This is a genomic window from Streptococcus sp. Marseille-Q8145 (genome assembly GCF_965112035.1).
Window position 1 is genome coordinate 154,554 of record NZ_CBCOPQ010000002.1, and the last position, 12,946, is coordinate 167,499.

At 40.0% G+C, this 12,946-nt stretch carries 12 protein-coding genes; 9 read left to right on the top strand and 3 right to left on the bottom strand.

The genetic code is table 11. From position 1 onward, the window contains the following. Window positions 1–51: 51 nt before the first annotated feature. Window positions 52–1,674: an ATP-binding cassette domain-containing protein gene (locus ACWPVL_RS04050; protein ID WP_045499935.1), complete on the bottom strand. Its 1,623-nt coding sequence runs from the start codon at window positions 1,672–1,674 to the stop codon at window positions 52–54. A 239-nt stretch (window positions 1,675–1,913) separates the two neighbouring features. Here ACWPVL_RS04050 and trpS point away from each other — a divergent pair, with 239 nt between their 5' ends. Beyond that, entirely contained in the window at window positions 1,914–2,939 is a 1,026-nt protein-coding gene (gene trpS, locus ACWPVL_RS04055; protein WP_454387099.1) for a tryptophan--tRNA ligase, read from the top strand. A gap of 165 nt (window positions 2,940–3,104) precedes the next feature. Then, window positions 3,105–4,586, top strand: a complete 1,482-nt coding sequence (gene guaB / locus ACWPVL_RS04060) for an IMP dehydrogenase (protein WP_005591397.1) — start codon at window positions 3,105–3,107, stop codon at window positions 4,584–4,586. A 109-nt stretch (window positions 4,587–4,695) separates the two neighbouring features. Here guaB and recF read toward each other — a convergent pair whose 3' ends face one another. Beyond that, window positions 4,696–5,787 carry a DNA replication/repair protein RecF gene (recF, locus tag ACWPVL_RS04065; protein ID WP_454387102.1) on the bottom strand — a complete coding sequence of 364 codons (1,092 nt, stop codon included), beginning with the start codon at window positions 5,785–5,787 and terminating at the stop codon, window positions 4,696–4,698. A 3-nt stretch (window positions 5,788–5,790) separates the two neighbouring features. Next, window positions 5,791–6,180, bottom strand: a complete 390-nt coding sequence (gene yaaA, locus ACWPVL_RS04070) for a S4 domain-containing protein YaaA (protein ID WP_454387104.1) — start codon at window positions 6,178–6,180, stop codon at window positions 5,791–5,793. Window positions 6,181–6,369: 189 nt separating this feature from the next. On the opposite strand from yaaA, the gene yfmF reads away from it, so the two are divergent. The 7 genes from yfmF to ACWPVL_RS04105 are packed head-to-tail and all read left to right on the top strand — an operon-like array spanning window position 6,370 to window position 12,776. Then, window positions 6,370–7,617: an EF-P 5-aminopentanol modification-associated protein YfmF gene (gene yfmF / locus ACWPVL_RS04075; RefSeq protein ID WP_454387106.1), complete on the top strand. Its 1,248-nt coding sequence runs from the start codon at window positions 6,370–6,372 to the stop codon at window positions 7,615–7,617. Then, a complete protein-coding gene (gene yfmH, locus ACWPVL_RS04080) occupies window positions 7,617–8,912 on the top strand; it encodes an EF-P 5-aminopentanol modification-associated protein YfmH (protein WP_454387108.1) in 1,296 nt (431 codons plus the stop codon). Before yfmF ends, yfmH begins: the two co-directional genes overlap by 1 nt. Window positions 8,913–8,970: 58 nt before the next feature. Then, window positions 8,971–9,786 carry a cytoskeleton protein RodZ gene (rodZ, locus tag ACWPVL_RS04085; RefSeq protein ID WP_454387110.1) on the top strand — a complete coding sequence of 272 codons (816 nt, stop codon included), beginning with the start codon at window positions 8,971–8,973 and terminating at the stop codon, window positions 9,784–9,786. Between the two features lie 10 nt (window positions 9,787–9,796). Beyond that, complete coding sequence (gene pgsA, locus ACWPVL_RS04090) at window positions 9,797–10,336, top strand: CDP-diacylglycerol--glycerol-3-phosphate 3-phosphatidyltransferase (protein WP_454387673.1); 540 nt, start codon at window positions 9,797–9,799, stop codon at window positions 10,334–10,336. A 1-nt stretch (window position 10,337) separates the two neighbouring features. Continuing rightward, window positions 10,338–11,165: an energy-coupling factor ABC transporter ATP-binding protein gene (locus tag ACWPVL_RS04095; protein ID WP_454387112.1), complete on the top strand. Its 828-nt coding sequence runs from the start codon at window positions 10,338–10,340 to the stop codon at window positions 11,163–11,165. Continuing rightward, a complete protein-coding gene (locus ACWPVL_RS04100) occupies window positions 11,150–11,989 on the top strand; it encodes an energy-coupling factor transporter ATPase (protein ID WP_454387114.1) in 840 nt (279 codons plus the stop codon). Before ACWPVL_RS04095 ends, ACWPVL_RS04100 begins: the two co-directional genes overlap by 16 nt. Further along, window positions 11,982–12,776 (top strand): energy-coupling factor transporter transmembrane component T family protein, encoded by a 795-nt coding sequence (locus ACWPVL_RS04105; protein WP_454387116.1) that lies wholly within the window; start codon window positions 11,982–11,984, stop codon window positions 12,774–12,776. The genes ACWPVL_RS04100 and ACWPVL_RS04105 overlap by 8 nt, the downstream gene beginning before the upstream one ends. Window positions 12,777–12,946 lie beyond the last annotated feature (170 nt).

Genomic DNA, 12,946 nt, shown 5'->3' on the forward strand with positions numbered 1-12,946 from the left:
AACGTTGTTTCATGCCTCTGTAAACCTCTGTCAAACTACGTTGACAACTTATTAATCTTTCCAAAGTTCTTTGACTTTTGCCTGAACTTCTTGATTTTCCAAAAATTCATCATAAGTTTCGTCAATGCGGTCAATCACACCATTTTTTGAGAGAACGATGATATGGTTGGCCAAGGTTTGAATAAACTCATGGTCATGGCTGGCAAAAATGATCGACTCCTTAAAGTTCTTCAAACCATCATTAAGGCTAGAAATAGATTCCAAATCCAAGTGATTGGTTGGGTCGTCCAAAACCAAAACATTTGACTTAAGAAGCATCAGTTTAGACAACATAACGCGAACTTTTTCTCCACCTGACAAGACATTGACAGGCTTGTTAACCTCATCGCCAGAGAAAAGCATCCGACCCAAGAAACCGCGAAGGAAGGTATTATCATCCTCTTCCTTGCTAGCAAATTGACGGAGCCAGTCCAGAATAGATTCACCGCCTGCAAAGTCACGAGAATTATCTTTTGGCAAATAAGAACGACTGGTTGTAACACCCCACTTGATGGTCCCCTCATAGTCAATATCTCCCATCAAGGCACGAATCAAGGCAGTTGTCTGAATATCATTTTGTCCAATCAAAGCTGTCTTATCGCCAGGACGCAGGATAAAGCTGATATTGTCAAGAATGGTTTCGCCATCAATCTTGACAGAAAGATTTTCTACTGTCAAGAGATCATTCCCGATTTCCCGTTCCGCTTTAAAGCTGATAAATGGATATTTTCGACTTGACGGAACAATTTCTTCCAATTCAATCTTATCCAGCATCTTTTTACGAGAGGTTGCCTGTTTAGACTTAGAAGCATTGGCAGAGAAGCGGGCAACAAACTCTTGCAATTGCTTGATTTTTTCTTCCGCCTTAGCATTTCGGTCAGCGAGTAACTTAGCTGCCAATTCACTTGATTCTTTCCAGAAATCATAGTTTCCGACATACAGTTTGATCTTACCAAAATCAAGATCAGCCATATGCGTACAAACTTTATTTAAGAAGTGACGGTCGTGGGATACGACAATAACTGTATTCTCAAAATCAATCAAGAAATCTTCCAACCAAGTGATAGACTGGATGTCCAAACCATTGGTCGGCTCGTCCAGAAGTAAGACATCTGGCTTGCCAAAAAGAGCCTTGGCAAGAAGGACCTTAACCTTGTCGCCATTCGACAATTCACTCATATTTTGATAATGCAAGTCTTCTGGAATATTGAGGTTTTGTAGCAATTGAGATGCTTCACTTTCAGCTTCCCAGCCACCAAGTTCAGCAAATTCACCTTCCAGCTCAGCTGCTCGAACTCCATCCTCGTCAGAGAAATCAGGCTTCATATAAATAGCATCTTTCTCTTTCATGATGCTGTAAAGGTGCTCGTTCCCCATGATAACGACATCAATGACCCGCTCATCCTCATAGTCAAAATGATTTTGACGCAAAACAGAGAGCCGCTCATCTGGTCCTAAAGAAATATGGCCTGTCGTTGGCTCAATATCCCCAGCTAGAATCTTCAAGAAGGTAGACTTACCTGCACCATTTGCCCCAATCAGACCATAGGTGTTTCCTTCTGTAAATTTAATATTTACTTCATCAAATAATTTTCGATCACTGAAACGCAGTGACACATCAGATACTGTAAGCAATGATTTTCTCCTATCATATGTAGTCTCCTCCATTTTACTAGAAAATTCTTCTTTTTTCAAATTATTATGGAATAAAAAACTATTTAAAGAGATGAAAATGCCGTCAACTTTGTAAACATGCTGTAAATATATTGTCAAGGTATTTCTTTTAAACTATGATTCTTCTTTTTTCTTCTAGATTCTTCCGCATTCTCTTTGAAAATGATATAATGAGAACAACACTAATTGAGGAGCAAGCAATGACAAAACCCATTATTTTAACCGGAGACCGTCCGACTGGAAAATTACATATTGGTCATTATGTAGGAAGCTTACGTAACCGTGTCCTTTTACAAAATCAAGACAAGTATGAGATGTTTGTTTTTCTGGCGGACCAACAAGCTCTGACAGACCATGCGAAAGATCCACAAACGATTGTAGAATCCATTGGTAATGTGGCTTTAGATTATCTAGCAGCTGGACTGGATCCCAAAAAAGCAACTATTTTCATCCAGAGTCAAATTCCAGAGTTGGCAGAACTGTCAATGTACTATATGAATTTGGTGTCTTTAGCTCGTTTAGAGCGCAATCCGACTGTCAAGACAGAAATTGCTCAGAAAGGTTTTGGAGAAAGTATCCCAACTGGCTTTTTGGTTTATCCTATCTCTCAAGCAGCTGACATTACAGCCTTTAAGGCCAATTATGTACCTGTCGGAAATGACCAAAAGCCTATGATTGAGCAGACACGTGAAATTGTTCGTTCCTTCAATCATGCCTATGACTGTGAGGTTTTGGTGGAGCCAGAAGGCATCTATCCAGAAAATGAAGCGGCTGGTCGTCTGCCAGGGCTTGATGGCAATGCTAAAATGTCCAAATCATTGAACAATGGGATTTATCTAGCGGATGACATGGATACACTCAAGAAAAAGGTTATGAGTATGTACACCGATCCCGACCACATCAAAGTTGAAGATCCAGGAAAAATCGAAGGTAATATGGTTTTCCATTATCTGGATGTTTTTGGTCAGCCAGAAGATGCTGCTGAAATTGCGGCTATGAAAGAACACTACCAACGCGGTGGTCTGGGGGATGTCAAAACTAAACGCTATCTCTTAGAGATTTTAGAGCGGGAATTAGGACCAATCAGAGAGCGTCGCCTCGAGTTTGCAAAAGACATGGGCCAAGTCTATGACATGCTGAAAGAAGGCAGTGAACGTGCTCGACAAGTTGCTGGACAAACCCTGTCAGAAGTCAAAAATGCAATGGGAATTAATTACTTTAAATAACGAACAATAATAGTAGATTGTATCAAAAACCATCGTCTTTTACCTTCAAAAGAGATGGTTTTTAATTTTTGCATAATAATCATTGACAAATACCTATAGAATGGTATGATATTAACAATAAAAAGACGAGCCCTGCTCAATATATAAGAAAAGAGGAAACTGTGGATGTCTAACTGGGACACTAAATTTTTGAAAAAAGGTTTTACCTTTGATGATGTATTGCTCATTCCAGCTGAAAGTCATGTGTTGCCAAACGATGCTGATTTAAGTACAAAACTTGCTGAGAATTTGAAATTAAATATCCCAATTATTACTGCAGCTATGGATACAGTTACCGAAAGTCAAATGGCGATCGCCATTGCCCGTGCCGGCGGTCTAGGTGTCATCCACAAAAATATGTCTATTGCACAGCAGGCTGATGAAGTTCGTAAGGTAAAACGTTCTGAAAATGGTGTCATTATCGATCCATTCTTCCTGACTCCTAATCATACGATTGCTGAAGCAGATGAATTGATGGGGCGCTACCGCATTAGTGGGGTTCCAGTGGTTGAAACGATGGAAAATCGTAAATTAGTCGGTATCTTGACTAACCGTGATTTACGCTTTATTTCAGATTATAATCAGCCAATTTCCAACCACATGACCAGTGAAAATCTTGTTACAGCTCCAGTCGGAACTGATCTGGCAACTGCTGAAAGAATTCTGCAAGAACACCGGATTGAAAAACTACCTTTAGTAGATGAAAACGGTCGACTTTCTGGTCTTATCACCATTAAAGATATTGAAAAAGTGATTGAGTTCCCAAATGCAGCCAAAGATGAATTTGGTCGTCTGCTAGTTGCTGGTGCGGTAGGTGTCACTTCAGATACATTTGAACGTGCAGAGGCCCTCTTTGAAGCAGGAGCAGATGCCATTGTTATTGATACAGCCCATGGTCATTCAGCTGGCGTTCTACGTAAAATTGCTGAAATTCGTGCTCACTTCCCAGATCGCACTTTGATTGCCGGAAATATTGCAACTGCAGAAGGTGCGCGTGCCCTTTTTGATGCTGGTGTTGACGTAGTAAAAGTTGGAATCGGACCAGGTTCTATCTGTACAACTCGTGTCATTGCTGGTGTTGGTGTCCCACAAGTAACAGCTATCTACGATGCAGCTGCAGTTGCGCGTGAGTATGGAAAAACCATCATTGCTGATGGAGGCATCAAGTACTCAGGTGATATCGTCAAAGCGCTTGCTGCAGGTGGAAATGCAGTCATGCTTGGTTCCATGTTTGCTGGAACAGACGAAGCGCCAGGTGAGACTGAAATCTTCCAAGGACGTAAATTTAAAACTTACCGTGGAATGGGCTCTATCGCAGCTATGAAGAAGGGGTCCAGCGACCGCTATTTCCAAGGTTCTGTCAATGAAGCGAATAAGCTGGTTCCAGAAGGAATCGAAGGGCGTGTAGCTTATAAAGGAGCCGCTGCAGATATCGTCTTCCAAATGTTGGGCGGTATACGTTCTGGTATGGGATATGTCGGTGCAGCTAATCTGCAAGAACTTCATGAAAATGCTCAGTTTATTGAGATGAGTGGTGCTGGTTTGAAAGAAAGTCACCCTCACGATGTACAAATCACAAATGAAGCTCCAAACTACTCTGTCCAATAGAATTATAAAGAAAAACAACCTTGTCAACTCCTTGACAAGGTTGTTTTTCTAATTTACAACGTTGTAAAATATATTTACAATCAATTGACTAATCTGTAAAGTTAATATTCTATTCTTTCTTTATTACACCCTGACTTATCTGAAAAATATTAATATCATCTGGTAGATTATGTAAGTGATCTAAGCTGGTTGTCGTGATGAAAGTCTGGATATTTTGAGAGATAGTTTCTAGCAATTTAAGTTGACGCATATTGTCAAGTTCGCTCATCACATCGTCAAGCAATAATATTGGAGTATCTTTTGTAAGGCTTTCGATTAGTTTGATTTCAGCTAACTTGAGAGATAGAACCACACTGCGGTGCTGGCCTTGGCTACCAAATCCGGCATCCATATCATTGATAAAAAAGTTGATATCGTCTCGGTGAGGTCCAACACCAGTATTTTTTTTGAAAAGGTCTCGTCTACAACTTTCTGATAAGGCTGACCGAAAAGAAGCTTCCAAATCTTCGAGACGTGAAAACGGAACAGACGACAAATAATTGATTGTCAAATTCTCTTTCCCTTGAGAAATATCGCTATGGCTTTCCTGAGCAAAACCTTCTAGCTTTTCAATAAAGTCTAGACGATGTTGCATGACACGACAACCAAAATCAATCAGTTGTTCATCTAAAACAGAGAGAAAGGTTTCATCTACCTTATCATTAGCCTTAAGATAGGCATTTCTTTGCTTGAGCACATGATTATAGCTAGATAAGTCAGCAAGATAGATGGGCTTGATTTGCCCAAGCTCAATATCAATAAATTTTCTGCGTAAAGCAGGGGCGCCTTTAATGAGCTGTAAATCTTCTGGAGCAAATAAGACAACATTGACAACCCCTATATAATCTGATAGTTTCCCTTGTTTTAAATGATTTATTTTGGTGATTCTCCCCTTTGGTGTCAACTCGATGTCAAGTGGGATTTTACCCGCTGTTTTTTCAATAATTCCCGAAATTTGAAGATTTTTTTCTTGGAAATGAATCAAATCCTTATCGGTTCGGGTTCGGTGACTGCGAGTAAGGGCTAAAAAATAGATGGCTTCTAGAATATTGGTTTTCCCCTGTGCATTTTGCCCCAGAAAGATATTAAGGCCAGGATCAAAATCAACCTCTGCAGCTTGGTAATTACGAAAATGTTTAATTTTCAGCGTTTTTAACCACATGGCTTAAGTTCCTGGAAAGCGAACAGGTGCTTTTTTGCTTCTCTGCTCGGGCTTTCTTTTCTTCTGTTCTTTTTTTGCTGGTTGAGATTTTTTCAAGTCCTTATTCATGGCTTTAACCAAGTCTGCCACTCTTTTTTTCTCTGCTTGCTCCTCTTGATGTTCAAGGATCTCCTCCTGACTTGGGGCAAGGAGGATGATCTCTAGTTGCTGATCTGGGAGAGAGACTACATCCCCAATTCTAAGTTTTTTTCCTCGTCTATTTTCCAGTTCACCGTTAAAAAAGACCTGATTATCTGCTAAAAAGGATTTGATTGCTCCGCCACTTTGAATAATACCGACTTCTTTTAAGAGAGCCTGTAGAGTAATAAATTCGTCAAATAATTTGCATTCCATATTTCACCTCAATCCTTGTCATTATATCATAATTTAAGCGGAAACTGTTCCGTGGTAGTCTCATTCAAGGACAAGTTTTACTAGAAAAATAGAAAACGCTTTAATCTCTAAAAATGCCGTTCCTTACAAAGCATTAAACAGCATTTCGTGTTATAATAGAAGTCTATATTATTCGGTATGAGGAGAGCAATGGAAATCATAAAAGGAGTACATCTTCACTTCATTCAGTCAGAAAAATTTAAAACCAATAAAATTAAAGTGCGATTTTCAGCTCCTATGTCTGAAAAAACAATAGCTGGGCGGGTTCTTACGGCCAGTATGCTGGAAACTTCAAATGCTCTTTACCCAACATCACAAGCCTTTCGAGAAAAATTAGCAAATTTATATGGGGCTAATTATTCGACAAGCCTTTCACGACGGGGATTAGTGCATTATCTAGATATCAATCTTTCTTTCGTGCGGGATCAATTCTTGAGCCGAAAAAATATGTTGGCAGATGAAATACTAGATTTTTTGAAGGCTAGTCTCTTTTTTCCCCTGTCAAATGGACAGGCTTTTGATACCAAAACTTTTGAGATTGAAAAGAGAAATGTTTTAACAGACTTGGAAGCTGAAATTGAGAATCATTTCTACCATGCTCACAGAGAGTTAAATAATTTATTTTACGTTTTACCAGAAATGCGGATTCCACGCGTGGCAACAATCGAGCTAGTAGAAAAAGAAACGGCTGAAACTAGTTTCGCTGCTTTTCAGCAAATGCTAAATCAGGATCAAATTGATTTTTTCTTCATCGGTGACTTCAATGAGATTGCTGTCCGTGAGAAAATCCAAGAATTCCAGTTTTCTGAGCGAGAGCAGCCTTTACAGCTTAGCTACCAGCAAAACTATTCAAATATAACTAGAGAAAAGCTGGAGCAGCGAGATGTACATCAGTCCATTGTTGAACTGGCCTACCATTTTTCTAGTCAATATGGGGATAGTGGCCATCTGCCACTGATTGTTTTGAATGGGTTATTAGGAGGATTCGCCCACTCCAAACTCTTTGTCAATGTTCGGGAAAAAGAGAGCCTAGCCTACACTATTTCTAGTAGTTTTGATATTTTTTCTGGTTTGATGCGAATCTATGCTGGAATTGACCGAGCAAATCGGACAAAGACCATCGCTTTAATCAACCGCCAAATTCTAGATTTGAAACGGGGGCATTTCACAGATGAAGAACTTGAACAAACCAAGAATATGCTGAAAAATTCAATACTTCTGGCTCAGGATCGACAAAACACCTTGATTGAGCGTGCTTACATGTCCTCTGTTCTAGGGAAAAAATTTCTGTCACTAGAGGCTTGGCTGAAAGCATTAGAAAATGTCAGCAAAGCTGATCTTATAGAGGCAGCCCAGCAGTTGAAATTACAGGCGATTTACTTTATGGAAGGGAAATAATGCAGAATCCAGGTTTAGAAAAAATCAATTATATAGCCGTGGGAGAAAGCATCTATCGGGCGTTGCTGGCAAATGGATTGCAGGTTTACCTACTCCCTAAAAATGATTTTAATGAAACCTACGGCATCATCTCAACACATTTTGGCTCTGTTGATACTAAGGTTGTTTCACGTGAAACAAAGCAAGTCTCTCATTATCCAGCAGGGATTGCACATTTTTTAGAGCATAAACTATTCGAACGTAAAAACGGTGAGGATTTGCTGCTGGAATTTACTAAATTTGGCGCAGAAAGTAATGCCTTTACAAGCTTTACACGGACCAGCTATCTGTTTTCTACGACAAACTGTGTAGTAGAAAATCTAAAACTGTTGCAGGAACTCGTTTCCCAAGCCAATTTTTCAGAAGCATCTGTTCAGCGTGAGCAAGGAATTATCCAGCAAGAAATCGAAATGTACCAAGACGATCCAGATTATCGGCTCTTCTTTGGTGCTTTGAGCAATCTCTATCCTCAAACCCCACTAGCAGAAGATATTGCCGGAACGACAGAGTCAATCATGGATATTACTGTGGAAGATCTGACAGAGAACTTTGAGCTTTTCTACCGTCCGTCCAATATGACTTTATTTGTCATTGGTAATTTTGATTTGGAGTCCACTTTTGAAGATATTGTCCAAACACAAGAGACCTTATCTCCTAAATTATTAACTGAAACGATTGAAAAAGAGCCTCTCATCTTACAGCCAGTAATTCCAACTGCTACTAGTCGGATGGAAGTTGCCAGTCCTAAGTTGGCAATCGGTATTCGTGGGAAAGATACGATACAGGATACGGAGCTTTATCGCTATAAAATTGCCCTGAAATTGCTTTTTGCTATGATGTTTGGTTGGACTTCCAAGCGTTTCCAGACTCTGTATGAAAACGGAAAAATTGACAATTCGCTCACTCTTGAAGTAGAGGTGGAAAAGGATTTCCACTTTGTCATCCTAACTATGGACACGCAGGAACCCGTAGGAATTTCTCATCAATTTCGCTCAGCTATCCGGAAATTTGCTCAGGATCCAGATGTCACAGAAACACACCTAGATACGATTAAAAGTGAAATGTTTGGAGATCTGCTGCATGGGCTAAATTCTCTTGAATACATGGCAACCCAGTATGAACCGCATTTAAAAGGGGAGAATCTTTTTGATTTACCTAAGATTTTACAGGATATCACTTTAAATGACGTCTTAAAAGTCGGACGTCGCTTCATTGACCAGTGTGATATGACAGATTTTACTATTTTCCCAAAATAGTTCCAAGTTTATTTCAAAATTTTGTTAGAATAATGTCTAAGAGAAAAGGACTATCTTTATGAGAAAAAAAACGATAGGAGAAGTACTCAGACTTGCTCGAGTAAACCAGAAACTTACTTTAGCAGATGTAGCCAAAAAAACAGATATAAAAACTGACTACCTAAAGGCTCTTGAAAACAATCAATACGAAAAATTTCCGAATGCCTTTTACGTCCGTAGCCTGCTACGAAAATACGCTTGGGCTCTGGATTTAGACGAGCAAATTCTATTGGAGGCCTACGACACAGATAATACTGTCGTTTATGACGAAATTGAATTAGCTGAAAACGAAGAATTTCGAAGCAGAAAATATAAAAATCGTTCCTTTTCACTTCCGCTCTTTTATTTCCTAGTAGTTGCCCTGTCTATCATTATTTTTGTCACCTATTACGTTTGGCAATATGCACGTACAACTACTCCGCAGTTTACCAGCTCCGATAGTTACAGCCTCATCTCTAGCTCAAGTCTCGAAGAACGTTCAACTCCACCTGAGACCTCCACTACAGACTCTAGCTCAACAAAAGAAAAGCTGGAAGTCACTGGAGAAGGAAACTATTTAACTGCAAAATATCGTAGTGAATCGCAAACTACTCAGTTAACAATCTCAGCAAGCAATACCTCAAGCTGGATTAGTGTAACAAATACGGACTTGGCAGCAGGTATAACCCTTACTCCAACCCAATCAAGCCAAACAGTGACACTCTCTCCCAATACGACTTATACAATTACCTTAGGAGTTGTGAAAGGTGTCACTGTCACTGTGGGCAGTCAGAAAATAGACCTATCTACCTTGACCAGTGACAGTGCTATAATCACCCTTACAATTGAATCATAAAGGAAGAATGATGAAAAAAGAAAATATCCCCAACGCTTTAACCCTTGCCAGAATTGCCTTAATTCCAATCTTTATTTTGATTTTGACTTTTGGGCATTCGCCAGCCATGCATATCCTAGCTGGAATCATTTTCGCCCTTGCCAGCATCACAGACTACCTGGATGGCTATCTGGCGCGCAAGTGGCAGGTCGTGACCAATTTTGGGAAATTTGCCGATCCTATGGCCGATAAACTGCTGGTTATGTCCGCTTTTATCATGCTGATTGAAATGAAAATAGCTCCTGCTTGGGTAGTAGCTATCATCATTTGCCGAGAGCTGGCCGTCACTGGTTTGAGACTTCTCCTAGTAGAAACTGGCGGAACAGTTCTAGCGGCCGCTATGCCAGGCAAGATCAAGACTTTCACGCAGATGTTTGCCATCCTCTTTCTTCTGCTCCATTGGACGTTACTCGGTCAGATTCTCCTTTACATAGCCCTGATTTTCACTATTTATTCTGGCTATGATTATTTCAAGGGCAGTGCCTATCTCTTTAAAGATACATTTAAATAATATGGAAAATATCATTGAAGTAAAAAATCTTAGTTATCGCTATGACCATAAGTCTGAAGATTATATTTTAAAAGATGTCTCGTTTCACGTGAAACAAGGAGAATGGTTATCTATTGTCGGCCACAATGGCAGCGGAAAATCGACTACGGTTCGTTTGATTGACGGTCTTTTAGAAGCCGAGAGTGGCGATATCATCATTTCTGGAGATAAATTGACGGCTGATAATGTTTGGGAAAAACGTCGCCAAATCGGCATGGTCTTTCAGAACCCTGATAATCAGTTTGTTGGGGCCACTGTTGAGGATGATGTTGCATTTGGTCTGGAAAATCAAGGCATGGATTATCCGATGATGGTGAAACGCGTCCATGAAGCTCTGGGACTAGTCGGCATGCAGAATTTTAAAGAGAGAGAACCTGCTCGACTTTCTGGCGGACAGAAGCAAAGAGTTGCTATTGCTGGCGTAGTCGCACTCCAGCCAGATATTATCATCTTGGATGAAGCAACCAGTATGTTAGACCCAGAAGGCCGACTGGAACTGATTCGGACTGTCAAGGAAATTAAAGATAAGAATCATCTAACAGTCATCTCCATTACCCACGATTTGGACGAAATTTCGCTGAGTGACCGTGTCCTCGTTATGAAAAATGGTCAGGTTGAGTCAACCGCTACACCAAGAGAACTCTTTTCCAGACCTGATTTGGAAGACTTGGGCTTGGATCAACCCTTTGTCAACCAGGTCAAAGCTGCCATGATTCAAACTGGGCTAACTCTGCCAGAAACCTATTTAACTGAAAAAGAATTGCAGGAACAATTATGGGAATTACTCTAAATAAAGTCTGTTATACCTATCAGGCTGGAACTCCATTTGAGGGTCCAGCGCTTTTTGAAGTTGATTTGGAAATCAAAGATGGCAGCTATACGGCTTTGATTGGACACACTGGCAGCGGAAAATCAACCATTTTACAGCTCTTGAATGGCTTGCTGACTCCAAGTGAGGGCAGCGTGCAAGTCAACAATGTTACCATTACTTCAAATTCCGTAAACAAGGACATCAAACAAGTTCGTAAACAGGTTGGTTTGGTCTTTCAGTTTGCTGAAAGTCAAGTTTTTGATGAGACTGTTTTGAAAGACGTGGCCTTTGGTCCGCAAAATTTTGGTGTCTCTAAAGAAGAAGCCGAGGATTTAGCGCGTGAAAAATTAAGCCTTGTCGGCATTTCTGAAGAATTGTTTAGCCGCAGTCCTTTTGAACTTTCTGGCGGGCAGATGAGAAGGGTTGCCATTGCCGGAATCCTAGCAATGGAGCCTGATATCTTGGTGTTGGATGAGCCAACGGCCGGACTTGATCCAGCAGGACGCAAGGAATTGATGGGACTCTTTAAGAAACTGCATCAAGCTGGAATGACCATTGTCCTTGTAACCCATTTAATGGATGATGTTGCTAATTTTGCTGATACAGTCTATGTGTTGGAAAAGGGGCGCGTCGTCAAAAGTGGTCAGCCTGCTCAGGTTTTTCAAGATGTCGATTTTATGGAAAAGATTCAGCTAGGGGTTCCTAAAATCACAAAATTTGCCCAGGAATTAGCTGAAAAAGGAATGAAATTTTCTCATTATCCAATTACAATTGAGGAATTTAAGGAGATGATGCATGGATAAGTTGATTTTAGGACGGTATATCCCAGGAAATTCAGTCATCCATCGATTGGATCCGCGCAGTAAATTAGTGGCCATGTTCTTCTTTATCTTATTAATTTTCTGGGCCAACAATCTCATCACTAATTTGCTGCTATTTGTTTTCGTTTTTACTCTGATTCTTCTCTCAAAAGTTCCTTTGACATTCTTCCTAAAGGGAATTCAATCAATGGTATTCATTATTGCCTTTACCACCCTCTTCCAGCTCTTTCTGACGGGGGGAGACAAGGTACTTTTCCAGTCTGGTTTCATTAAAATTACGGAATTTGGTCTTTCTCAAGCGGGGATTATCTTTAGCCGTTTTGTTTTGATTATCTTCTTTTCAACCCTTCTGACCTTAACCACAACACCACTCAGCCTTTCAGATGCAGTGGAAGCTCTACTGAAGCCACTCAAAGTCTTTAAAGTTCCTACGCATGAAATTGGCCTCATGCTCTCCATGAGCCTACGTTTCGTACCGACTTTAATGGATGACACTACGAGAATTATGAACGCTCAGAGGGCTCGAGGAGTTGATTTTGGCGAAGGAACGATTGTTCAAAAGGTTAAATCAATCATTCCAATCTTAATTCCCTTATTTGCTTCTAGTTTCAAACGGGCAGATGCCTTAGCTATCGCAATGGAAGCGCGTGGCTATAGTGGAGGCGAAGGAAGAAGCCGCTATCGACAACTTTCTTGGAAAATGATTGACAATCTGGCTCTTCTCTCTATTTTCCTGATTGGTATCTTGCTTTTTATCTTAAAAAAATAAAGAATAGTATAAGTTTGATAGCAATATTTTTGTTAGAGATCTAATGAAATACACTAAAAACCTTTTAAAATAATATTTTTATGTGTAAATCTCAATATTTTTGTAATATTCGCACTTAAAATGTAATCTTTTAGTAACATTTAATGTGTATGATAGTATTATAACTAAAG